The 20,804-nt window shown below is 74.0% G+C and carries 23 protein-coding genes; 11 read left to right on the top strand and 12 right to left on the bottom strand.

Going from position 1 to position 20,804, the window contains the following annotated elements:
* Positions 1 to 57: 57 nt before the first annotated feature.
* From STTU_RS01325 to STTU_RS01295, 7 genes are all read left to right on the top strand, one after another.
* The gene (locus STTU_RS01325; RefSeq protein WP_007819033.1) at positions 58 to 786 is read left to right on the top strand and encodes a class I SAM-dependent methyltransferase; all 729 of its coding nucleotides are present in this window, start codon (positions 58 to 60) and stop codon (positions 784 to 786) included.
* Positions 783 to 2,663, top strand: coding sequence for an ABC transporter ATP-binding protein (locus STTU_RS01320; RefSeq protein WP_078518889.1), 1,881 nt, complete (start codon positions 783 to 785; stop codon positions 2,661 to 2,663). The genes STTU_RS01325 and STTU_RS01320 overlap by 4 nt, the downstream gene beginning before the upstream one ends.
* Positions 2,660 to 4,495 carry an ABC transporter ATP-binding protein gene (locus tag STTU_RS01315; RefSeq protein ID WP_078518888.1) on the top strand — a complete coding sequence of 612 codons (1,836 nt, stop codon included), beginning with the start codon at positions 2,660 to 2,662 and terminating at the stop codon, positions 4,493 to 4,495. Before STTU_RS01320 ends, STTU_RS01315 begins: the two co-directional genes overlap by 4 nt.
* Positions 4,492 to 5,856, top strand: coding sequence for a salicylate synthase (locus tag STTU_RS01310; protein WP_043253719.1), 1,365 nt, complete (start codon positions 4,492 to 4,494; stop codon positions 5,854 to 5,856). The genes STTU_RS01315 and STTU_RS01310 overlap by 4 nt, the downstream gene beginning before the upstream one ends.
* Before the next feature lie 164 nt (positions 5,857 to 6,020).
* Positions 6,021 to 6,974, top strand: coding sequence for a metal ABC transporter solute-binding protein, Zn/Mn family (locus STTU_RS01305; protein WP_043253718.1), 954 nt, complete (start codon positions 6,021 to 6,023; stop codon positions 6,972 to 6,974).
* Positions 6,975 to 6,985: 11 nt separating this feature from the next.
* Complete coding sequence (locus STTU_RS01300; RefSeq protein ID WP_007819024.1) at positions 6,986 to 7,894, top strand: metal ABC transporter ATP-binding protein; 909 nt, start codon at positions 6,986 to 6,988, stop codon at positions 7,892 to 7,894.
* On the top strand, positions 7,891 to 8,799 hold the full coding sequence (locus STTU_RS01295) for a metal ABC transporter permease (protein ID WP_043253716.1): 909 nt from the start codon (positions 7,891 to 7,893) through the stop codon (positions 8,797 to 8,799). Before STTU_RS01300 ends, STTU_RS01295 begins: the two co-directional genes overlap by 4 nt.
* Before the next feature lie 123 nt (positions 8,800 to 8,922).
* On the opposite strand, the gene STTU_RS01290 is transcribed toward STTU_RS01295, so the two are convergent.
* Both STTU_RS01290 and rpmG read right to left on the bottom strand, forming a co-directional pair.
* Complete coding sequence (locus STTU_RS01290) at positions 8,923 to 9,351, bottom strand: Fur family transcriptional regulator (protein ID WP_043253715.1); 429 nt, start codon at positions 9,349 to 9,351, stop codon at positions 8,923 to 8,925.
* 72 nt (positions 9,352 to 9,423) lie between these two features.
* Positions 9,424 to 9,588 carry a 50S ribosomal protein L33 gene (gene rpmG / locus STTU_RS01285; protein ID WP_007819013.1) on the bottom strand — a complete coding sequence of 55 codons (165 nt, stop codon included), beginning with the start codon at positions 9,586 to 9,588 and terminating at the stop codon, positions 9,424 to 9,426.
* 70 nt (positions 9,589 to 9,658) lie between these two features.
* Between rpmG and rpmB the strand changes: the two genes are divergently transcribed.
* The 3 genes from rpmB (at position 9,659) to STTU_RS01270 (ending at position 11,512) form a co-directional block, all read left to right on the top strand.
* On the top strand, positions 9,659 to 9,895 hold the full coding sequence (gene rpmB / locus STTU_RS01280; protein ID WP_007819011.1) for a 50S ribosomal protein L28: 237 nt from the start codon (positions 9,659 to 9,661) through the stop codon (positions 9,893 to 9,895).
* Positions 9,895 to 10,200: a 30S ribosomal protein S14 gene (rpsN, locus tag STTU_RS01275; RefSeq protein ID WP_007819009.1), complete on the top strand. Its 306-nt coding sequence runs from the start codon at positions 9,895 to 9,897 to the stop codon at positions 10,198 to 10,200. The genes rpmB and rpsN overlap by 1 nt, the downstream gene beginning before the upstream one ends.
* A gap of 277 nt (positions 10,201 to 10,477) precedes the next feature.
* Positions 10,478 to 11,512 carry a polysaccharide deacetylase family protein gene (locus tag STTU_RS01270; protein WP_007819007.1) on the top strand — a complete coding sequence of 345 codons (1,035 nt, stop codon included), beginning with the start codon at positions 10,478 to 10,480 and terminating at the stop codon, positions 11,510 to 11,512.
* A 73-nt stretch (positions 11,513 to 11,585) separates the two neighbouring features.
* On the opposite strand, the gene STTU_RS01265 is transcribed toward STTU_RS01270, so the two are convergent.
* The 8 genes from STTU_RS01265 to STTU_RS01230 all read right to left on the bottom strand — a co-directional run bounded on the left by STTU_RS01265 (position 11,586) and on the right by STTU_RS01230 (position 18,522).
* Positions 11,586 to 12,281 (bottom strand): polysaccharide deacetylase family protein, encoded by a 696-nt coding sequence (locus tag STTU_RS01265; RefSeq protein WP_043253712.1) that lies wholly within the window; start codon positions 12,279 to 12,281, stop codon positions 11,586 to 11,588.
* Positions 12,278 to 12,574 carry a hypothetical protein gene (locus tag STTU_RS01260; protein ID WP_007819003.1) on the bottom strand — a complete coding sequence of 99 codons (297 nt, stop codon included), beginning with the start codon at positions 12,572 to 12,574 and terminating at the stop codon, positions 12,278 to 12,280. The genes STTU_RS01265 and STTU_RS01260 overlap by 4 nt, the downstream gene beginning before the upstream one ends.
* A gap of 82 nt (positions 12,575 to 12,656) precedes the next feature.
* The gene (locus STTU_RS01255) at positions 12,657 to 13,505 is read right to left on the bottom strand and encodes a class II fructose-bisphosphate aldolase (protein WP_007819001.1); all 849 of its coding nucleotides are present in this window, start codon (positions 13,503 to 13,505) and stop codon (positions 12,657 to 12,659) included.
* A gap of 49 nt (positions 13,506 to 13,554) precedes the next feature.
* Complete coding sequence (locus tag STTU_RS01250) at positions 13,555 to 14,328, bottom strand: DeoR/GlpR family DNA-binding transcription regulator (RefSeq protein WP_043253711.1); 774 nt, start codon at positions 14,326 to 14,328, stop codon at positions 13,555 to 13,557.
* On the bottom strand, positions 14,318 to 15,337 hold the full coding sequence (locus tag STTU_RS01245; protein ID WP_052862302.1) for a D-2-hydroxyacid dehydrogenase: 1,020 nt from the start codon (positions 15,335 to 15,337) through the stop codon (positions 14,318 to 14,320). Before STTU_RS01245 ends, STTU_RS01250 begins: the two co-directional genes overlap by 11 nt.
* Positions 15,334 to 16,191 (bottom strand): carbohydrate ABC transporter permease, encoded by an 858-nt coding sequence (locus STTU_RS01240; protein ID WP_007818995.1) that lies wholly within the window; start codon positions 16,189 to 16,191, stop codon positions 15,334 to 15,336. The genes STTU_RS01245 and STTU_RS01240 overlap by 4 nt, the downstream gene beginning before the upstream one ends.
* A gap of 51 nt (positions 16,192 to 16,242) precedes the next feature.
* Positions 16,243 to 17,196, bottom strand: a complete 954-nt coding sequence (locus tag STTU_RS01235; RefSeq protein ID WP_007818992.1) for a carbohydrate ABC transporter permease — start codon at positions 17,194 to 17,196, stop codon at positions 16,243 to 16,245.
* 24 nt (positions 17,197 to 17,220) lie between these two features.
* On the bottom strand, positions 17,221 to 18,522 hold the full coding sequence (locus STTU_RS01230) for an ABC transporter substrate-binding protein (RefSeq protein ID WP_158678761.1): 1,302 nt from the start codon (positions 18,520 to 18,522) through the stop codon (positions 17,221 to 17,223).
* A 308-nt stretch (positions 18,523 to 18,830) separates the two neighbouring features.
* On the opposite strand from STTU_RS01230, the gene STTU_RS01225 reads away from it, so the two are divergent.
* Positions 18,831 to 19,160, top strand: a complete 330-nt coding sequence (locus tag STTU_RS01225) for a hypothetical protein (RefSeq protein ID WP_043253709.1) — start codon at positions 18,831 to 18,833, stop codon at positions 19,158 to 19,160.
* Between the two features lie 35 nt (positions 19,161 to 19,195).
* Here the strand turns inward: STTU_RS01225 and STTU_RS01220 are convergent, their stop codons facing one another.
* A complete protein-coding gene (locus tag STTU_RS01220; protein ID WP_007818987.1) occupies positions 19,196 to 19,954 on the bottom strand; it encodes a DeoR/GlpR family DNA-binding transcription regulator in 759 nt (252 codons plus the stop codon).
* Between the two features lie 187 nt (positions 19,955 to 20,141).
* Positions 20,142 to 20,753, bottom strand: coding sequence for a hypothetical protein (locus tag STTU_RS01215; protein WP_043253707.1), 612 nt, complete (start codon positions 20,751 to 20,753; stop codon positions 20,142 to 20,144).
* Positions 20,754 to 20,804: the final 51 nt, after the last annotated feature.

Here is a 20,804-nt window from a genome sequence, read left to right as displayed (position 1 = left end):
CCCCGCCGCACACCGGCGGACCCCGACGAGCCCCGGCTCCCGACCAGGAGCACCCCGGTGATCGACTACTACTCGCCCTCCGCCGAGTTCTACGAGATGGTCGCGGCCCGGCACACCGCCAGCAGCGGCCCCCCGCTCGCCCGCGTCCTCGCCGGGCTCGACGTCTCGCACGGCCCCGTCGTGGAGATCGGCGCGGGCACCGGGCGCGTCACCGAGGTCATCGCCGCCGCCCTGCCCGAGGCCGACATCCTCGCCGCCGAACCCTCCGCGACCATGCGCGCCGTGCTCACCTCGCGCGTCGCCCGCGACCCCGCCCTCCGACGCCGGGTCACGGTGAGCGACGGCGCGGCGCAGGACCTGCGCCTGCCCGAACGGATCTCCGCCGTGGTGATCTTCGGCGTGGCCGGGCACCTCACCGCGCCCGAGCGCGTGCGGCTGTGGCGCCGCCTCGCCGCACGCCTGCCGCCGGGCGGCCCGGTCGTCGTGGAGCTGATGGGCGTCTCCGCCCCCCGGCACCTGCCCCCCGCCCTCTCCCTGCGCGAGCGCGTCGGCCGCCAGACCTACGAGTGGTGGATCGGCGGCGAGCCCGCCGAGGGCGACGCGATGCGCTTCACGACCACCTGGAAGGTCCTGCGCGAGGGCCGCACCGTCCGGGAGGTCTCCGACAGCTACCTGTGGCACACCTTCGACGTCGCACGGCTGGCCGCCGAGTCCGGCATGACGAGCCGCCGCGTCACCGAGGCGGCGGGCCGCCCCGTCCCCGAGATCGGAATCCTCCTCGCATGACACCTCCTCCCCCTCCCCGAAACGTGTCGCCCGCGTCCGCGCTCGCCCTGCCCGCGCCCGTGCGGCGGCGCCTCCTGGTGGCCGTCGCGCTCCAGGCGTGCGCCGCCGCGACGGGCGTCGTCCCGCTCCTCGCGATCGCCCGGCTCGCCGCCCGCCTCACCGGCGACGGCCGGGCGGGCGCCGACGTGTGGCCGTGGGTGAGCCTCGCCTGCGCCTCCGGCGTCGCCGCGCTCGCTCTGGCCTTCGCCGCCGGACTCCTCGCCCACCAGGCCGACAACGACCTCCAGCTCTTCCTGCGGCGTCGGCTCGCCGACCACGTCGGCCGCCTGCCGCTCGGCACGATCACCCACCGCCGCGACGAGATCGAGAGCGCCGTGCGGGACGACGTGCACGCCCTGCACGCCCTCGTCGCGCACACCCTGCTCGACGTGACGGCGCTTCTCGTGGCGCCGCTCGTCGCGTTCGGCGTCCTCGCCGCCGCCGACTGGCGCCTCGCGCTCCTCGCCCTCCTCCCCCCGCTCGCCGGGGCCCTCCTCTTCCGCCGCGCGATGGCGGGCGCCAAGGCGCGGATGGCCGAGTTCGGCACCGCGCTCGGCCGCGTCTCGGCCGCCGCGGCCGAGTACGCCCAAGGGATCGCGGTCGTACGCGCCTTCGGCCGCGCCCGCACCGCCCACGAGCGCTTCCTGACCGCCACCGACGCCTTCGCCGCCTTCTTCACGTCCTGGGTACGGTCCACGCTCGTGCCCTCCACGGCGGCGCTGCTCGTCGTCTCACCCGCCCTCGTACTGCTGCTGCTCCTCGCCGCCGGGGCCCCGCTCCTCGTCTCCGGGAACCTCTCCGGGGCGTCGCTGCTCGCCTTCGTCCTGCTCGGCCCGGCGCTCGCCGCGCCGCTCGGCGTCGTCGGCACCCGCGTCCAGCAGATCCGCGGCGGGCAGGCCGCGGCCACCCGCGTCTCCGCGCTCTTCGCCACGCCCGCACTCCCGGCCCCGGCCCGCCCGGCACTCCCGGCGGGCGCGCACGTCTCCTTCCGCGACGTGTCGTTCTCGTACGACGGCGAACGCGACGTGCTCGCGGGCGTCGACCTCGACCTCGCCCCCGGTACGGTCACCGCGCTCGTGGGCCCCTCGGGCGCGGGGAAGTCCACGCTCGCCGCGCTCCTCGCGCGCTTCCACGACGTGACGGGCGGGGCCGTGACGATCGGCGGCGCCGACGTGCGCGACATCCCGCCCGCCGCGCTCTACCGTTCGGTCGGCTTCGTCCTCCAGGACGTACGGCTCCTGCGGGCCTCCGTCGCGGACAACATCCGCCTCGGGCGGCCGTCCGCGACGGACGAGGAGGTCGAGCGCGCGGCCCGCGCCGCCCACGCGCACGAGATGATCACGGCGCTTCCGCACGGCTACGCCACCGAGGTCGGGACCCTCGCGCGGTTCTCCGGGGGCGAGGCCCAGCGCGTGTCGATCGCTCGCGCGCTCCTCGCCGACGCCCCCGTCCTGGTGCTCGACGAGGCGACCGCGTACGCCGACCCGTACACCGAGGCGCTGGTCCAGGACGCGCTCTCCACGCTCGCGGCGGGCCGCACCGTCCTGGTCGTGGCGCACCGCCTGACGAGCGTGACGGACGCCGACCGCATCGTCGTCCTCGACGAGGGCCGGATCGCCGAGAGCGGCCGGCACGCCGGACTCCTCGCGGCGGGAGGGCGGTACGCGCGGCTGTGGCACGCACGGGCCGAGGAGACGGCACCGGACGAAGCGGCGGCTCCCGCCGGGGACGCTGCGTCCGGCACGGGGGCCGACCCGACTCCCGGAGCGTCACCGCCTCCCGGCCCGGACACCCCGCTGCCCCGCCCCACCGGCCCCCGGAAGGTCACGCGCCCATGATCCGCCTGCTCCGTCACGTCCTCGGCGCCGAGGGGTACCGGCCGCTGCGCCGGCTCCTCGCGGTGCTCCTCGCCGCCGCCGTCCTCCAGGGCCTCGCCTTCGCGCTCCTCGTGCCCGTGCTGCGCGCGCTGCTCGGTGGCTCGCCCGATGCGGTGTGGCCCTGGCTGCTCGCACTCGCCGCTGTCACCGCCGCCTTCACGGCCGCTCAGGCGGCGGCGCTCGCGGGCGGGTTCACCGTCGGCGGGCAACTGTCCAGGGCGCTGCACCGGCGGCTCGCCGACCACACGCTCACGCTGCCGGTCGGCTGGTTCTCCGGCGGCCGTGCCGCCGAACTGGCCAGGATCGCCGGCCCCGGCGTCATGCAGGTCATGAACATGCCCGCCCACCTGCTGCGCCCGCTCGTCTCGGCCGTCGTCACCCCGGCCGTCCTCGTCGCGGCCTCCTTCTGCTTCGACGTACGGGTCGGCTGCGTCCTCCTCGCCTCCCTCCCCGTCCTGCTGGCGGCGCACCGGGCGAGCACCGCCGTGGTGGCCCGCCTCGACCGGGGCCGCGACGCGGCGGGCGCGGAGGCCGCCGAGCGGGTCATGGAGTACACGCGGAACCAGCCGGTCCTGCGGGCCTTCGGGCGTACCTCCGAGGACCACGGCGCCCTGGACGAGGCCCTGGCCGCGGAGGCGCGCGCCGACCGGCGCCTGATCACCCGGGGCGTCCCCGGCCTCGTCGCCTTCGCCTTCGTCGCCCGCGCCGTCCTCGCGACCGTGCTGGTCCTCACCGTCCACTGGACGCTCGACGGCTCGCTCGACGTGCCGACGCTCCTCGCGCTGCTCGTCCTCACCGCGCGGCTCACGGAGGGCGTCTCGGCGGCGGCCGACCTCGGGGCCGGGCTGCGCGTCGCCCGGCACAGCCTGGAGCACGTCGCCGCACTGCTCGACGAGCCGCCCTTCCCCGTGCCCGCCGAGCCGCGCGTCCCCGACGGCTACTCGGTGCGCTTCCACGACGTCGACTTCTCGTACGCCTCCGGCACGGACCCCGACGACGGCGCCGCCGCGGGCACCCTGCGCGGTGTCGCGTTCACCGCGCCGGAGGGGAGCGTCACCGCCCTCGTGGGGCCCTCCGGTGCCGGGAAGACCACCGTGGCACGGCTGCTCGCGCGGTTCTGGGACGTGACGGGCGGCAGCGTCACGATCGGCGGCGTGGACGTGCGCGACATGGCGCCCGACGTCCTCGCCGCCACCGTCTCGCCCGTCTTCCAGGACACGTACCTCTTCGACGGGACCGTGGAGGAGAACGTCCTGGCCGGGAAACCGGGAGCCGGGGCGGAGCAACTGCGCGACTGCGCCCGCCTGTCCGGGCTCGACCGGGTGCTCACCCGGCTCCCGGAGGGCTGGGCGACACGGGTCGGCCCCGAGGGCACCGCGCTCTCCGGCGGCGAGCGGCAGCGCGTCGCGATCGCCCGCGCGCTGCTGCGCGACGCGCCCGTCCTCGTCCTGGACGAGGCCACGGCCTCGCTCGACCAGGAGAACGAGGCCCACCTGGTCGCGACCGTCCGCGCCCTCGCCCGGCACAAGACGGTGCTCGTCATCGCCCACCGCCTCAGCACCATCCGCGACGCCGACCGCATCCTCGTCCTGGAGCGGGGCCGGATCGCCGAGCGCGGCACCCACGAGGAACTGCTCGCCCACGGCGGCACCTACGCGGGCTTCTGGCGCAGCCGCACGCGCGCGCACGGCTGGCGCCTGACCTCGGCGAAGACCGCCGGGGACCACGACACGAGCCCCTCGCCGCCCCCTCCCGCACCCTCCCGCACCCCCGACCCCGGAGCCGCCCGATGAGCGCCACCCCCTTCGCCGCCTGGGCGGCGTCCCTCCCCGAACCGCCCCACCGCGCCGTCCTGGACGTCCGCGAGGAACCGGCCACCGCGGCGGCCCGCCTCGCCGCGTCGGGCCTCGGCGCGCACCACGTCGTCTACGAGCACGGCGGAGCCTGGCACTTCGCGGCCGGCTCGGCGACCTTCGAGGCCACCGCCACCGCGTCCACCGCCCGGCACGGCGAGCGGTCCTGGCACGCCCCGGCACCGCGGGGCCCCCTGGCGGCGGTACGGGCGGCGCTCGCGGCGCTGCGCGCGGCCTCGCCCCGGGACCGCACCGTGCACGGCTGGGCCGCCTTCGAACTGGCCCACCTCCTCCACGGCGACCCCGCCCGCGCCGGGACGGAGCCCCTGCTGAGCATCCTGGTCCCGTCCGTCGACATCGTGCTGCGGCCCGGCAAGGCGGAGGTGCGCGCGGTGGACCCGGCAGCCGCCGCGCGCGCGGCACGCGTCCTGGCCACGCCCGCCGCGACGGGGCCCGCTCCCGCCCCGCTCCCCGAGGCCGCCGCGCTGCTCGCCGCCGACCCGGGCGGCTACCGCGCCGCCGTGGCCGCCACCAGCGCCGACATCCGCGCCGGGCTGCTGGACAAGGCCGTCGTCTCGCGGGCGGTGCCGCTGCCCCGTACGCCCGACCTCGGTGCCTCGTACGCGGCCGGGCGGGCGGCGAACACGCCCGCGCGCTCCTTCCTCGTCGACCTCGGCGGCTGGCGCGCGGCCGGGTTCAGCCCGGAGACGGTCGTGGAGGTCGCCCCGGACGGCCGGGTCTCCACCCAGCCGCTCGCGGGGACCCGGGCCCGTACCGGCGACGCGGTCGAGGACGCGCGGCTGCGGGCCGAGCTGTACGCGGACCCGAAGGAGGTGCAGGAGCACGCCCTCTCGGTCCGCCTCGCCTGCGAGGAACTGGCACGGGTGTGCGCGCCGGAGAGCGTGGCCGTGGGGGAGTTCATGGCCGTGCGGGAGCGCGGCTCCGTCCAGCACCTCGCCTCGCGGGTCGTGGGACGGCTCGGCGAGGGCGCGGACGAGTGGGACGCGTTCGCCGCGCTCTTCCCCGCGATCACCGCCACGGGCGTGCCGAAGGCAGCCGCGCTCGCCGCCCTCGGCCGTCACGAGCGGGGACCGCGCGGCCTGTACGGGGGCGCCGTCTTCCGCGCCGACACGGCGGGCGCGCTCGACGCGGCGCTCGTCCTGCGGACCGTCCTGGTCCACGAGGGGCGGGCGTGGCTGCGGGCCGGTGCCGGGGTGATGGGCGTCTCCACCCCGGCCCGGGAGTTCGAGGAGACGCGCGAAAAGCTCCTGAGCGTGGCGCCCCACCTGCGCTTCTCCTGAGGCGCCCGGGGCGGCGGAGGATCAAATTTTGGAAACGAAAGTCATTACGGGCAGGGGGGAGGTCGTAGTGACATTCATTTTCATATAGCGTGACGAGCGGTCGCCGTCCTCCGTGGACGGTGCCGCTCGTCACGCTTTTCCCGTATCCCGTTCTGGAGACCCCTGTGCGTACCGCCCGCTCCCTCGCCGTCCTCATATCCGGCGCCTCCCTTCTCGCCGTGGCCGCCTGCGGCAACTCGTCGGACTCCGGCACGTCCTCCGACAGCAAGGGCGACGCCAAGCCCGCCGCCTCGGGCGGCTCCGCCGCCCCCGTGACCGTCGCCGCCTCCACCAACGTCTACGGCGACATCGTCAAGAGCGTCGGCGGCGACAAGGTCGAGGTCACCTCGTTCATCTCCGACCCGGACCAGGACCCGCACTCCTACGAGGCCGACACCCGCAACCAGCTCGTGCTCTCCAAGGCCGAGCTCGTCGTCGAGAACGGCGGCGGCTACGACGACTTCATGGACCGCATGCTCAAGAGCGCGGGCAACTCCTCGGCCGAGGTGCTCAACGCCGTGCAGATCTCCGGCCGGACCGCGCCTCCCGGTGGCGAACTCAACGAGCACGTCTGGTACGACCTGCCGAGCGTCGCCAAGCTCGCCGACCGGATCGCCGCCGCACTCGGCAAGGCCGTCCCCGCCGAGGCGGACACCTTCACGAGCAACGCCGGGAAGTTCAAGGCGGACCTCAAGCCCCTGGAGGACAAGGAGGCGGCCCTCAAGAAGGCGCACGGCGGCGAGGCGATCGGCATCACCGAGCCCGTGCCCCTCTACATGACCGAGGCCGCCGGGCTCGTCAACAAGACGCCCGAGGACTTCAGCGAGGCCATCGAGGAGGGCGACGACGTCTCCCCGAAGGTGCTCCAGGAGACCCTCGCGCTCTACAAGGACAAGAAGGTCAAGGCGCTCGTCTACAACTCCCAGACCTCCGGGCCGCAGACCGAGAAGGTCGCGGACGCGGCGAAGAGCGCCGGGGTGCCCGAGGTGCCCGTCACCGAGACCCTGCCGCGGGGCAAGGACTACCTCGCGTGGATGGGTGCGACCCTCGACTCCCTCGCCGACGCGCTCGGCAAGTGAGCGGCGCAGCGATGATCCCGAAACCCCGGAACGGGGCCGGAACGACGGACACGGCCGCGAGCGGGCAGGCCGCCGGGACGTCCGCAAGCCGTTCCGCCGAGGCCGCCGCCGCGCTGCTCAGCATGCGCGGCGGCGCCGTCGCCCACGGTCGGCGCACCGTCTGGCAGGACCTCGAACTCGACGTCCGGCCGGGCGAGTTCCTCGCCGTGCTCGGCCCCAACGGCGCGGGCAAGACGAGCCTGCTGCGGGCCCTGCTCGGCAGGCAGCCCCTGTCCGCCGGGACCCTGACCGTCCTCGGCGAGCCCGCGCACCGCGCCAACCGCCACCTCGGCTACATCCCCCAGCAGGCGAGCATCTCCGCCCAGACCCCGGTCCGCGCCCGCGACCTCGTCCGCTTCGGCGTCGACGGCCACCGCTTCGGCCCACGCCGCCCCGGCCGGGCCGACCGCGCACGCGTGGACGCACTCCTCGCCTCCGTCGGCGCCTCGGCCTACGCGGACGCCCCCCTCGGTGAACTCTCCGGCGGGGAACGCCAGCGGGTACGGGTCGCCCAGGCCCTCGCCACGGACCCGCGCCTCCTGCTGTGCGACGAACCGCTCGTCTCGCTCGACCCGCACCACCAGCGGGCCGTCACCGAACTCATCGACGCCCGCCGCGGCTCGCACGGCACCGGAGTCGTTTTCGTCACCCACGAGATCAATCCCGTCCTCGACCTCGTGGACCGCGTCCTCTACCTCGCCCCCGGCGCGCACCGCACCGGCACCCCCGAGGAGGTCCTCACCTCCGCCTCGCTCTCGCGCCTGTACGGCACGCACGTCGACGTCGTACGGGTCGGGGGCCGGGTCGTGGTCGCCGGCGCGTACGAGGAACCGGCCCACCACCCCGAGGAACCCCACCCGCACCTCGGAGTCCGCCGATGAACCTCGCAGACGGCGTCTGGCACCAGCTCTTCGCCTACGACAACTACGGGGAACTCCTCGGCCTCGTCCGCAACTCACTGATCGTCGGGGCGGCCCTCGGCCTCGTCGGCGGGCTCGTGGGAGTCTTCGTCATCATGCGCGACCTGCCCTTCGCGGTGCACGGCATCAGCGAGCTGTCCTTCGCCGGGGCCTCCGCCGCGCTGCTGTTCGGGGTCAACGTCGTCGCCGGTTCCCTCCTCGGCTCGCTCGTCGCGGCGGCGGTCATCGGTGTCCTGGGCGCGCGGGCCAGGGACCGGAACTCGGCGATCGGCATCCTCATGCCGTTCGGGCTCGGCCTCGGCGTCCTCTTCCTCGCGCTCTACAAGGGTCGCGCGGCGAACAAGTTCGGGCTGCTGACGGGGCAGATCGTCGCCGTGGACACGCCGCAGACGGCATGGCTGCTCGGCACCTCCGCCGTCGTCCTGCTCGCCCTCGCGGTGGTCTGGCGCCCCCTCACCTTCGCCAGCGCCGACCCCGAGGTCGCCGAGGCGCGCGGCCTGCCGGTCCGCTCCCTGTCCCTGGCCTTCATGCTGATCCTGGGCCTCGCGGTCGCGCTGTCGGTGCAGGTGGTGGGCGCCCTGCTGGTCCTGACCCTGATCGTCACCCCCGCTGCCGCCGCCGCCCGGATCACCAGTTCCCCCGTCCTGCTGCCGCTGCTGAGCGTCGCCTTCGCCGTCCTGTCGGTCGAGGGCGGCATCCTCCTCGCCCTCGGCAGCAGTGTCCCCATCAGCCCGTACGTCACGACGCTCTCCTTCGCGATCTACGTCTGCTGCCGCTTCGCCGCCCGCCTGCGCACGGGCGACAAGCGGCGCACACCGGCTCCCACGGACGCGGCCCCCGCCGAATCCGCCCTCGCCGGGCGGTAGGCCGGTCACGCACCCCCGCGGGAGCGCCGGAAAGCGCCCTGGGCGGGCCGGACGACGTGTCCGGCCCGCCCAGGGCGTGCGCGCGGCGGTACGCCGTACGGACCGAACCGCCGCCCCGTACCGTCAGGTGGCCGTCCCCGGCCCGTGCTCCTCCGGGCACCTGTCGCACACCCCGCTCAGCTCCAGGGTGTGCGCCACGGCGCGGTAGCCGCTCTCCCGCATCACCTTGGCCACCCACCGCTCGACCACCTCGGCGTTCACCGCGAGGCTCGCGCCGCACGCGCGGCAGACGAGGTAGTGCCGGTGCTCCCCGGGGGGCCGCCACCGGTAGAGGCGGCCCCCGGAGTCGTCGCGTGTCACGTCCACGCGGCCCGTCTCCTCGAAGAGCCGCAGCGTCCGGTAGACCGTGGTGAGCCCCACGGCCGCCCCGCCGGTGGCGAGGAGACCGTGGAGCGCCGGGGCGGAGACGAAGCCGTCCGCCGCGCGCAGCGCGCCGAGCACCGCGGCGCGCTGGCGCGTGGAGCGTGTCTCCCGGCGCGATGTTCCGTACACAGAAGTCGACTTCCCCTCGCGGACGTGTGCCCGCGAGGTGCGCGCGGGCGGGATGCGGAGAACGGGGGACCGTCAGCGTTCCTCGCGGAAGTCGACGTGCCGGCGCAGGAGCGGCTCGTACGTGCGCAGCACGAGGCGGTCGGGGTCGTTCCGCCGGTTCTTGCGCGTCACACAGGTGTATCCGGTACCGGCGGTGGGCCGGAGTTTGACGATCGGGCGTAGTTCGTCGCGTGCCATGGGAGGTAGCATACGACAACGATTTTCATTACCGAAAGGGGTCCCGTGCCCCGCAAGGAGAGACACGTTCATGTCCGCACACTGTCAACTCACCGGAAGCAAGCCCGCTTTCGGCAACAGGGTGTCCAACTCGCACCGGCGCACCTCGCGCCGCTTCGACCCGAACATCCAGCGCAAGAGGTACTGGCTCCCCAGCGAGGGCCGGTACGTCCGGCTGGTGCTGAGCGCCAAGGGGATCAAGACGGTCGACGCCATCGGCGTCGAAGCCGCCGTCGCCCGCGTCCGCGCCCGGGGGAACCGCGTCTGATGGCCAAGAAGAGCAAGATCGCCAAGAACGACGAGCGCCGCGCGACCGTCGCGCGCTACGCCGCCCGCCGGGCCGAACTGAAGGAGATCCTGCGCCGTCCGGACTCCGGCGAGGACGAGAGGAGCGCCGCCCTGCGCGAGCTGCGCCGCCAGCCGCGCGACGCCAGCGCGACGCGCGTCCGCAACCGCGACAGCGTGGACGGCCGGCCCAGGGGCCACCTGCGCAAGTTCGGCCTCTCCCGCGTCCGCGTCCGCGAACAGGCGCACGCGGGCTTCCTGCCGGGAGTGACCAAGTCCTCCTGGTGACGCGGCCGGAGGCCCGCCGCACGGCGGCCACGGCGCCGCCCGGCCGTCGCACGGCGGCCACGGTGCCGCCCGGCCGCCGCGCGACGGGCCTCGCGCGCGGCGGCCGGGCGGCACCGCTCCCGGCACCGGGGGTCGAGCCCGCTCGCGCCGCCGCCCGCGCACGGTGCGAGGCATCCGCTGGATATGAGCAATATCGTTCAAACGCTGAGCGTTATTGCTCAGGTCTTCCTGGTGGGAGCAGAGTGTGGGGGTCGTTTCTCCTGACCTAGGACCCACTATGTCCCTGCCTGACGCCTCGTCCGTCCCGCCCCAAGATCCCGAAGCCGCCCTCGAAGCCAGCCTCTCGCTGGTGGCCGCGCGGCGGGGTGTGCCCATGCTCGTATCGCTGCGCGAGGCGGGGCGGCGGCACCAGTCCGTGACGGTGGCGCCCGCGCCGGAGGAGGACGGGACCGACGCACTCCTCGCCGCCGAGTTCGAGGAGTTCCACGCGCGGCTCGCCCCGGCGGCCGGAGGCGGCGAGGCGGGGGTGATCGCCGCCCTGCAGGCGCTCGCCTACCGGCACCTCGGGCCGGGACGGCCCGCCGGGAGCGGCGGGACGGGCGCGGCGAGGACGACGCCGACCGGGGAAGGGCGGGTGAGCGCGGCGGAGACGGCCGCCGATCTGCGCGCCGGGCGCTACCTCCGGGTCGTGAACTACCACAACACCCCGGCCAGTTGGAAGGACGAGCTGGTCGAGGAACTGCGCGGGTACGCGCGGGACTTCGCGACCGTCGGCGTCGCCGACCTGGAGCACTTCGCGACGACGGGCCGATGGCCCGGGGAAAGGCCGGGGCTGCTGCCGGTCTTCTACGAGGGATACCGCGACAACTACGAGGTCGCCGCTGCCGCCTGCGAGGAGGCCGGTGTCACCGGCTGGTTCTTCGTCTGCACGCGGTTCGTCGACACCCCCGTGGCCGAGCAGTACACCTTCGCCCCGGCCCACCGGATCAAGCTCGTGGACGAGAACCGCCCGGGTGAGCGCCTCGCCATGACCTGGGAGGAGATAGCGGACCTCCACCGGCGCGGACACGTGGTCACCCCGCACACGGCCTCGCACGCCCTCGCCCGTACGACCCTCACCGCCGAGGACGTCGCGCGCGAGGTGAGCGAGCCGAAGCGGCTGATGGACGCCGTCACCGGGGGCAGCGCACCCGCCACGGCCTGGCTGGAGGGCACCGGCTGGTCGGGCGAGTCCGCCGCCGACCGGGCGGTCGCCGCGTCCGGGTACCGGTTCGTGTTCGGCAACACCATGGTGCAGCGGCTGCCGGGGTGACGCACGGAGGGGGAGGCGGCACCGGGCCGCCTCCCCCCTCCGTCGTCCGCGCCCGAGGGCGCGCGCATCCCGGTCAGTCCAGGTACTGGATCATCGTGTTCCCGAACTGGTAGCGGTAGCCCGCCTCGCGCAGTGCCTCGTCCACGCGGGGGTGCGCCCCGAAGGGGGTGCCCCAGAGGAAGGCGGTGGCGGGGGCGCTCTGGCCGGTCACCTCGTCCATGCGGCGCTTCGGCGCGAAGATCTCCCGTTCGAGGTCCTCGTCGGTGCGCAGCGAAGCGGCCTCCGCGTGCGAGGCCGTGTGCGGCGTCACCACGTGCCGGCGGCTGAGCGCGGCGACGTCGTCCCACGTCATGGCGAGCCGGTCGCCCTTCCGGTCCTCCTCCACCAGATCGATGTCGTGGGCGTTGGCGTAGTCGTACTGCTCGGCCACCGGCACGTCCAGGAAGGCCGTGCAGACGAAGAACCAGGCGGTGAGCCCGGCTTCCTCGGCGAGCGGCCCGGCCACCTCCGCGTTGTTGCGGTAGCCCTCGTAGAAGACGGGGATGACGCCGGGACGGTCCTTGTGCCAGCGGCCCGTGGCGCGGAAGCGGTCGAGGTCGTCCAGGCCGACCGGGGCGAAGTGGCGGGCGAGTTCCTGCAGCTCGCCGCGGATCTTCTCCGTGTCCGCGTGCGGGGTGTTGTGGTAGTTGACCACGCGCAGGTACTGGCCGGAGCGCAGGGCCTGCTCCTGCGCGGCGAAGGAGGGCAGGCGGGAGGGTGCGTCGGTCATCGGGGGTCTTCCTTCCGGGCGTCGCCGCCGCGCGGGGTCAGGTGTGCCGCGCCCATCACTTGGAGCACGTCGATGAGCGCGGGTTCCGCGTCGTCGTCGGCCTCGGGGGCGAGAGCCGCGCGGTAGTGGCGGAGCAGGTCGGCCAGCTCGGCGCCCTCGGCCTCCGGGGCCGCGTCCGCCGGTCGCGGAGCGGCCCCTTGGAGGGCGAGGACCATGGGAATGCCTTCCCTTTCCAGCACGCGGGCGCGCAGCGCGGTGAGGTAGGCACCGGGGTCGGGTACGGGATCGATCACTGCCGGACTCCTGTGGGGTACGAGAGGGGACCCGGGGGGACCCGGGGGTTCGAACGGGGACGGTCGTGGGGGAGCGGACGGCTCACCGGGCGGCCGGGACCGGGGCGAGCAGGTGCAGGAGCGCGGCGACCGCGTCGGTGACCGCCTCGCGGCCCGCCCCGAGATAACGGCGCGGGTCCACACCCTCGCGCGCGCCGAGTTCGGCGCGCACGGCCCCGGTGAAGGCCGTGTTCAGATGCGTCCCGAAGTTGATCTTCCGCATCCCGGCGGTCACGGCCGCGACGAGCGCGTCGTCGGGCACGCCCGAGGAGCCGTGCAGGACGAGGGGGACGTTGACGGCCTTCCGCAGCCGGGAGATCAGCTCGTGGTCGAGCGTGGCGGTGCGGCTCGTCATGGCGTGCGAGCTGCCGACGGCGACCGCGAGGGCGTCGACGCCGGTCGCGCGCACGTACTCCGCGGCCTCGGCGGGATCGGTACGCGCGGTCGCCGAGTGCACGCCGTCCTTGCCGCCTATCTCACCGAGTTCCGCCTCCACCCAGACGTCGTCCGCGTGCAGGCGCGCGGTGAGGGCCGCCGTGCGGGCGACGTTCTCGGCGTGCGGGAGGCGGGAGGCGTCGAACATGACGGATCCGCAGCCCAACGCGGATGCGCGCAGGGCGAGTTCCTCGTCCTCGACGTGGTCCAGGTGGAGTGCGAGCGGCGCCGCGCACCCTTCGGCGACGGCGGCGCAGGCGGCGAGGAGGGGGGCGGGGTCGTCGTGGTGGTAGCGCACCGCGTTCTGGCTGACGGCGAGCAGCGCGGGGGAGCCGGTGCGCGCGCAGGCCCGTGCCACCGCCTCGGCGTGTTCGAGGGTGATGACGTTGAAGGCGAGGACGGCGGACGACTCGCGCACGGCGTGCGACACGAGGGCGGCGGTGGGGACGAGAGGCATGGTGGCTCCGTTCGTGGAGGGAGAGGACGGGCGCGGGGCGCGGTGGTGCTCAGGCCGCGACGACCTTGCTCCCCCGGCGCGTGAGCGCCGCGCAGACCGGGTGGGCGGCGCCCGCGTCGGTCACGAGGGTGGACACCTGCTCCAGGCGGGCGAGGCGGACCGGGCCCCGTCTGCCGAGCTTCGACTCGTCGGCGAGGACGACGATGTCGCGCGCGGCGGCGAGCAGCGCACGGTCCGTCTGGGCCTCGTCCACGTGGGCGCCGGTGAGCCCGGTCTCGGCGTCGAGGCCGAAGGAGCTGGTGAAGATCTGGTCGATCTGCAGCTCGGCGAGCGCGCGTTCGGCGAGGTGCCCGAGCAGGGACTGCTCCCGGTGGCGCAGCACCCCGCCGAGCACGATGACGTCCACGGCGGCCGTCGCGGAGAGGACCTGCGCGATCGGCAGGGCGTTGGTGACGACGGTGAGCCCGCGCCGGTCGCCGAGCCGCGCGGCCAGGGTCTCCGTCGTGGTGCCGCCGCTGATGAGCACCGTGCTGTGGTCGCGGATGAGGGGCAGGGCGGCCTCGGCGATGCGGCCCTTCTCCTCCCACTGCGTCGCGGCCCGCTGCGGCTGGTCGGGTTCGAAGGCCCCGTCGAGGACGGTCGCCCCGCCGTGGACACGGCGCAGCATCCCCTCCTCCTCCAGCTCCCGCAGGTCACGCCGGACCGTGGAGGGGGAGATGCGCAGCAGGTCGGACAGCTCCTGGACGTTGACCGTGCCGCGGTGCCGCAGCCGGGTCAGGACCGCGTGACGGCGCTGGGGCGCGAGGAAGAACTCAGTAGCCACGGGCCCGGTCCACCAGGTTGAGCAGCTCCCGCCCGGCGAGGTGGCGCCCGACGTTGTCGCTGACGAGTTCCAGGGTCTGTTCCTCGTAGTCCGGCGCGAAGCCCGCCACATGAGGGGTCAGCAGCACCCCGGGCTCGTCCCACCACGGGTGCCCCGCGGGCAGCGGCTCGGCGTCGAAGACGTCGAGAGCCGCCCCGGCGACCCGGCCCGAGCGCAGCCCCTCGCGCAGCGCCTCCTCGTCGAGGATGCCGCCGCGCGAGACGTTCACGACCATCGCCCCCTCCTTGAGCCGGGCGACGGCCTCGGCGTCGATCATCCCGCGCGTCTCCTCGGTGAGCGGGCAGGTGAGGACGAGGTAGTCGCAGCGGGCGAGGAAGGCGTGCAGTTCGTCCGGCGTGTACAGCTCGGCGTCGGCCTCCTGCCCGGCGGCGGAGCCGAAGAACTCCCCGGCGCGCGTGCCGCGTCCCCGCTTGAGGCCGAGCACGGTCATGCCGAACTGCCCGGCGAGACGGCCGATCTCCTTGCCGATACGGCCGTAGCCGACGATCCCGACCGTGGCGCCGCGCAGCCGGCGTGGCATGAGCGTGTTCCAGCGCTCTCCGAGCGAGGGCCACACGCCCACGTTCTGCACCTGCACGGCGCGCGGCAGCCGGTGCGCGAGCCCGAGGATCATCATCATCACGTACTCGGCCATCGGCACCGGCGAGATGCCGCCGATGGAGGTCAGCGGTACGGGGAGGTCCCAGACGCTGGTGCCCTTGAGGTGGTCGGCGCCGGAGGTGTCGAGCTGAATCCACCGCAGCGCCGGGACGTCGGCCGCGGCGCGCGGGAAGACGGAGCCGGTGTGCAGGATCTCGGTGCGCCGCCAGATCTCCTCGGGTATCTCCTCGGGCGAGCCGGCCCGGATCTGGGTCACCTCCAGGCGGGGGTGACGGGCGCGCAGCGCGTCGAGCCAGCGGTCCGGGAAGGCGAGGGTGCTGAGGTAGTGGACGGGGGAGGGAGTGCTCACTTGATTCCCGATCGTGCGAAGCCCTGGACGAAGTACTTCTGGAAGCAGAGGAAGAGGACGACCATGGGCAGGATGGAGATGAGGGCGAGCGCCATGATGGCGCCGTAGTCCGCGGTGTACTGGCCGTTGACGAACTGCATGCCGACCGAGAGCGTGTACAGGCGCTCGTCCTTGAGCACGGTCAGCGGCCAGGCGAAGTCGTTCCACTGGTTGAGGAAGGTCAGCAGCGACAGGACGGCGATCAGCGGCTTGCACAGGGGCAGGACGACGGCGAAGAACGTGCGCAGCCGCCCCGCGCCGTCCATCCGCGCCGCCTCGATGACCTCGTCGGGGATGCCGAGCATGAACTGGCGGGCGAGGAAGACCCCGAAGGCCGTGGAGGAGGCGGGGATCACGACGGCCCAGAAGCTGCCGAACAGCCCCATGGAGCTGACGAGTTTGAACTGCGGCACCATGAGCACCTGCACCGGCACGGTCATGGTGCTCAGCATGAGCAGGAAGAGCAGGTTGCGGCCCCGGAAGCGCATCTTCGCGAAGGCGTAGCCGGCGAGCAGGTTGCTGGAGACGGTGATGACCACGACGAGGCACGTGATGACGGTCGAGTTCATCGTCCAGGTCCACACCGGCAGGCGGAAGACGCGGCGGAAGTTGTCCAGGGTCGGCGCGCTCGGCCACCACCGCAACTGCGAGGTGTGCAGGTCGGCGAGGGGCGAGAAGGCGACGAGGAGCATCCAGAACAGCGGGAGGGCCATGGCGAGCCCGATGACGGCGGCGGCCACCGCGCGCACCACGCGCGCGCGATCCCGCCGGCGCCCGGGTGCGACGGGCGGTTGCTGGGTCGAGGTGATGGACATCGGCGTCCTTCGTGAGGCGATGGCGTCGGGGGAGGGACGAGGGGGGGACGGTCAGCCGACGGTGTCCCGGTTCTTGCTGAAGCGCCACTGGAGTGCCGTGAAGATCATGACGATGACGTACAGCACGATGCCGATCGCGGCGGCGTAGCCCTGCTGCCTGCCCTGGAAGCCGTTGCGGTACGCGTAGGTGATCATCACGTCGGTGGAGTGGCCGGGGCCGCCCAGGGTCATGACGTACACGGTGTCGAAGACCTGGAACGAGTAGATGACGTTCATGATCAGCAGGAAGAAGGTGGAGGGGCCGAGCAGCGGGATCGTGATGTGGCGCAGCCGCTGCCAGAAGCCGGCCCCCTCCACGTCCGCCGCCTCGTACATCTCCGGTGAGATGCCCTGGAGCCCCGCGAGGTAGATGACCATGTTGAAACCGGCCCGCATCCACAAGGTGATGAGGACGACGGAGGCCATCGCGGCGGTCCCGCTGGTCTGCCACGGGGCGGCGGGCAGACCGAGCGTGCCGAGCAGCTTGTTGAGCAGGCCGATGTTCTGGTCGAACATCAGGGTGCCGATGAGCGCGGTCGCGACCCCGGAGAGGACCATGGGGAGGTAGACGAGGGTGCGCCACAGCGGCCGGGCGGGCATCACCTTGTTGAAGAGCAGGGCCACCCCGAGCCCGATCGCCATCTCCACGGGCACGGTGGCGACGCAGAAGATCCCGGTGTTGAGCACGGTGCGCCAGAAGACCGGGTCGTCCGCGAGCTGCCGGTAGTTGGCGAGACCGGCCCAGGAGGCCGAGTCGAGGCCGGTGCTGTACTGGAAGCTCAGCACGACGGCCATGACGAGGGGGACCAGCAGGAAGAGCGTGACCAGGACGAGGTTCGGCCCCAGGGTGCAGTAGGCGGCGAGCGTCTCGCGGAAGCGTGCCGCCCGGCGCGCGCGCGGCGCGGGGGAGTTGTTCGCGGGCGCCTGCGGGCGGACGGCGCGCGGCGGCGAGGCTGTGGTGGCCATGGCGGCTCCAGGATGCGGACGGGCCTAGGCGGAGGCCAGGGCTTTGCGGGTGGATTCGGCGATGTGGTGCAGGGTGACATCGGCCGGCTGCCGGTTGACGAAGGCGGCTTCCAGCTCGTCCTGGAGGGCGGCGTTGATCCGGCCGAAGGAGGGGACGGCGACCTGCGCCGTCATCGCCGGGGTGAGGGCCGTCGCCTGCTCGGCGTAGGTGGACATGAGATCGGGCCGGACGGCGTAGTCGAGGCGCTGGTTCAGGAGCGCGTTGCGGCTGGGGAGCATGACGCCCTGCTCGCAGAAGCGCGCCATGTTCTCCTCCTCGACGAGGAACTTGAGGAAGGCGGCGGCGAGTTCGGGGTTGTCGGTGTGCCGGGTCGCCGCGACGGCGTTGCCGCCGAGGTCGGTCGCCGTTTGCCTGCCGCGCGGCTGGAAGGTGACGCCGTACAGCTCCTTCTTGAGCGCGGGGTCGATCGTGGGGAGCAGGAAGTCCCCCGCGAAGCTCATCGCCACGGTGCCCGCGACGAACGTCGAGTCGGGGTACGCGGCGCTCTTGACGGAGCTGTTGGGCGGGACGAAGCCCTCGCGGAAGAAGTCCTGCGTGTAGCGCATCGCCCGCAGCCCCGCCGCGGACTCGATCGCGGGCGCGGAGAGGTCCTTGTCGAGGATGCGCCCGCCCGCCTCCCACAGCCAGGTGAGCCAGCGGAAGGCGCCGACCTGCTGCCACCCGTACACGAACGGGTAGACGCCGTGCACCTTCTTGCGGAGACGCGCGCAGATCTCGCTGAACTCGTCCCAGGTCCACGCCTCCTCCAGGGTGGAGGGGACGCTCGTGATGCCCGCCTCGCGGAACATGTCCTTGCGGTAGAGGACCGCCGTGGTGTCGGTGTGGTGCGGCACCGCGTAGGGCCGGCCCTCGTGGCACACGGCCTCCCACAGGGCGGGCGGGAAGCCCGCGCGGTCCGCGGGGGAGAAGTACGGGCTCAGGTCGAGAAGCTGACCGCTCGCGCTGTACATGCCGAGGTTGGCGTAGTCGCAGCGGAAGAGGTCGGGGGCCCGTCCGCCCGCGAGCAGGGCGTCCATGTTCGCGTACATCTGCTCGTACGATTCGAGGCGGATCTGTACGCGTACGCCCTGGTGGCGGCGCTCGAAGGCGCGCCCCAGGGCGCGGAAGGCGGCCACTTCCGCGTCACTTCCCCACAGGGAGAACGTGAGCGTGTCGGGCCCGCCCGCCCCCGTGTTGGAGGGCGAGAAGCCGGAGCGCCGGGCGAAGCCGACGGCTCCGGCTCCGGCGACGGCGGCGCCCAGCACCACTCTTCTGGCGACTGCCATGGGCACTTCCTTCGGGATTCGTGAAGTAGTCCTCGGCGGTGGGAGGACGGGAGGGGAGGCGCCGGAGAGGTGGCGGGAGGAATCCGGCCAGAGGGGCGCCTCAATGTCTGTTTCTAGTCCGCGCGACCAAGGCCGGTCAATATCAATCAGGCTCTGATTTTTATTGCTCATTTTGCCTTGACGCTGCCCGGGGACCGTCTTAGCCTCAAGCGGACACTTGCCGTCCATATGTCCCGTCACCTGCGACGACGTGGGAGTGACCGGCCTCGGGCAGTGTCCTGCCGCCCCCGCTCCGAGGAGGACCACCCATGCCGGTGATACAGGTGACCGCGCCCCGCGCGACCGAACCCGCGCGCGATCTCGCGCGTTTGACCTCGCTCTGCACGGCCGTCGCCGACGCGCTCGGCCTTCCGCCGTCCGGAGTGGTGGCCACCTTGTGCGAGGCCGCCGTGACGACGACCGGGGACGGCCCGGCCGGGGCGTGGCCGCTCGCCGTGCTGCACGGGTCCGACAGGGGGGAGCACGCCATGACGTCGGCGCTCGCCGCCGCGGCGCGTTCGCTCGCCGAGGGCTGGGGCGTCCCGCCCGGCGAGGTGTGGGTGAGCTGGTCGGTGGGCACGGCGCCCGCGCACGGCTGAGCGCCGCGGGGCGGCTCAGCTCCGCCGAGGGCCGCTCAGGTCCGGATGACCTCGACGCCCGCCGCCCGCAGCTCCCGTACGTCCTCCTCCGGCGCCGAGGAGTCCGTGATCACGCGGGAGAGCTGCGTGGCGGGGGCGACGCGGAGCGGGCCCGAGCGGCCGAACTTCGACCCGTCGACGAGCGCCGTGATGCGCCGTACGCGCGAGAGCAGCCAGCGGTCGGTCTCCGCCTCGTCCACGTGGGCGCCGCTTATCCCGGAGCCGGTGATCCCGTAGGCGCCCACGAAGGCTTCGTCGACGTGGAGTTCTTCGAGCGCCTGCCGGGTCAGGTGCCCGAGCAGGGACATCTCCCGGTGCCGCAGGTAACCGCCGAGCACCACGGTGCTGATCTCCTCGTGCTGGGCGAGTTCGCCCGCGAGGTGCAGGGAGTTGGTGACGACCGTCAGCCGGTCCACGGCCGCGAGCAGCGGAACCATCGCCGCCGTCGTGGTCCCGCCGGTGATGAGGATGGTCGTGCCGGGGACGATGTGCTCCACGGCGGCGCTCGCCAGGGCGCGCTTCTCCCAGGGGGCGAAGCCGCTCCGCTGCGGGCGGTCCGCCTCCACGGCGCCGGCCGACTCGGCCATGGCGCCGCCGTGCGTGCGGTTGAGCAGGCCCTGCGACTCCAGCGCGGAGAGGTCCCTGCGGATCGTGGAGGGACTGACATCGAGTCGCTCGGCGAGCGTGGCCACATGTGCGACGCCGTCCGCGCGCACCACGTGGAGCAGCCTCTTCCTTCGCTCGGCGCCCAGCATGACCTGGTCTCTTCTCCCCTCGGCAGGGGCCGCACGGGGTCTCGCCCCCCGTCGGCCGTCCCGCGACGGAGGGAGGTGGGCCGTCCGTCGCGAGGGAAACAGCTTACTTGCGAAGCGCGGCGGGCCGACCGGTGACGCGTACGGCGTCGGCGGACGCCCGCCCGTACCGCGTGATCCGGCGTCCGCCTCAGGCGGGGCGGGCCGACCAGGGGCGTACCGCGCCGAGGACCGCGTCCGTGCGGGCCGGTGCGTCGAGGAGGGCGAGGGCGGCGGCCGAGATCTCCTCGGGCGTGTGCCAGCGCGAGGCGCCCGCCGCCGCGTGCCAGCCGAGCACCAGACGCCGGGAGCCGGCCGTCTCCGCCGGGAGGTCGTCGGGCGTCCAGGCGGACGCCCCGGACGGGCCCGCGGCGTCCGGAGCCGCCCACGCGCTCGGCAGGATCAGCACGCGGGTACCCCCGAGCAGGTCCTTCGCGCGCGGCACCGGGAGGGCCGGGGTGTAGACCAGGGCGCCCGTGAAGCCGCCGCGGCCGCCCGCGTCGCGCAGCGCCCGCGCGAAGCCCGGTGCCCCCGCGTCGGCCGCGAGCGCGCGCACGAGCGGCCCGCACTCCGCCGCGAGCTTCGCGAGCGCCCGGCCGTCGCGCGCGACGGCGGTGACCGCGGTGCCGCGCGCGACGAGCGCCCGGACCGAAGGGCGCAGCACGCGCGTGGCTCCGACGACGAGGACGTGCGGCGTGCTGCCTTCGGCTGCCTTCGCGGGCCGCTCCGTCCCGACCGTTGCGCGGCCTTCCGTGTCCCGCATCGTGCTCCCACCTGTCCGGTACGTGGCTCATCGTCGCCCCCGTCGCGGGAG

Source organism: Streptomyces sp. Tu6071 (assembly GCF_000213055.1).
Lineage (GTDB): Bacteria > Actinomycetota > Actinomycetes > Streptomycetales > Streptomycetaceae > Streptomyces > Streptomyces evansiae.
The sequence above is the reverse complement of the archived record's forward strand: the minus strand, read 5'-3'. Positions and strand labels throughout refer to the sequence as shown.

What these genes read in the sequence shown, in the direction of transcription:
- STTU_RS01255 (WP_007819001.1), bottom strand. Translation starts at nt 13,505, where the DNA reads ATGCCTCTCGTCCCCACCGCCGCCCTCGTGTCGCACGCCGTGCGCGAG.
- STTU_RS01310 (WP_043253719.1), top strand. Translation starts at nt 4,492, where the DNA reads ATGAGCGCCACCCCCTTCGCCGCCTGGGCGGCGTCCCTCCCCGAACCG.
- STTU_RS01320 (WP_078518889.1), top strand. Translation starts at nt 783, where the DNA reads ATGACACCTCCTCCCCCTCCCCGAAACGTGTCGCCCGCGTCCGCGCTC.
- STTU_RS01240 (WP_007818995.1), bottom strand. Translation starts at nt 16,191, where the DNA reads ATGTCCATCACCTCGACCCAGCAACCGCCCGTCGCACCCGGGCGCCGG.
- rpmG (WP_007819013.1), bottom strand. Translation starts at nt 9,588, where the DNA reads ATGGCACGCGACGAACTACGCCCGATCGTCAAACTCCGGCCCACCGCC.
- STTU_RS01230 (WP_158678761.1), bottom strand. Translation starts at nt 18,522, where the DNA reads ATGGCAGTCGCCAGAAGAGTGGTGCTGGGCGCCGCCGTCGCCGGAGCC.
- STTU_RS01220 (WP_007818987.1), bottom strand. Translation starts at nt 19,954, where the DNA reads ATGCTGGGCGCCGAGCGAAGGAAGAGGCTGCTCCACGTGGTGCGCGCG.
- STTU_RS01315 (WP_078518888.1), top strand. Translation starts at nt 2,660, where the DNA reads ATGATCCGCCTGCTCCGTCACGTCCTCGGCGCCGAGGGGTACCGGCCG.
- STTU_RS01270 (WP_007819007.1), top strand. Translation starts at nt 10,478, where the DNA reads ATGTCCCTGCCTGACGCCTCGTCCGTCCCGCCCCAAGATCCCGAAGCC.
- rpsN (WP_007819009.1), top strand. Translation starts at nt 9,895, where the DNA reads ATGGCCAAGAAGAGCAAGATCGCCAAGAACGACGAGCGCCGCGCGACC.
- STTU_RS01215 (WP_043253707.1), bottom strand. Translation starts at nt 20,753, where the DNA reads ATGCGGGACACGGAAGGCCGCGCAACGGTCGGGACGGAGCGGCCCGCG.
- STTU_RS01265 (WP_043253712.1), bottom strand. Translation starts at nt 12,281, where the DNA reads ATGACCGACGCACCCTCCCGCCTGCCCTCCTTCGCCGCGCAGGAGCAG.
- STTU_RS01300 (WP_007819024.1), top strand. Translation starts at nt 6,986, where the DNA reads ATGATCCCGAAACCCCGGAACGGGGCCGGAACGACGGACACGGCCGCG.
- STTU_RS01235 (WP_007818992.1), bottom strand. Translation starts at nt 17,196, where the DNA reads ATGGCCACCACAGCCTCGCCGCCGCGCGCCGTCCGCCCGCAGGCGCCC.
- STTU_RS01295 (WP_043253716.1), top strand. Translation starts at nt 7,891, where the DNA reads ATGAACCTCGCAGACGGCGTCTGGCACCAGCTCTTCGCCTACGACAAC.
- STTU_RS01225 (WP_043253709.1), top strand. Translation starts at nt 18,831, where the DNA reads ATGCCGGTGATACAGGTGACCGCGCCCCGCGCGACCGAACCCGCGCGC.
- rpmB (WP_007819011.1), top strand. Translation starts at nt 9,659, where the DNA reads ATGTCCGCACACTGTCAACTCACCGGAAGCAAGCCCGCTTTCGGCAAC.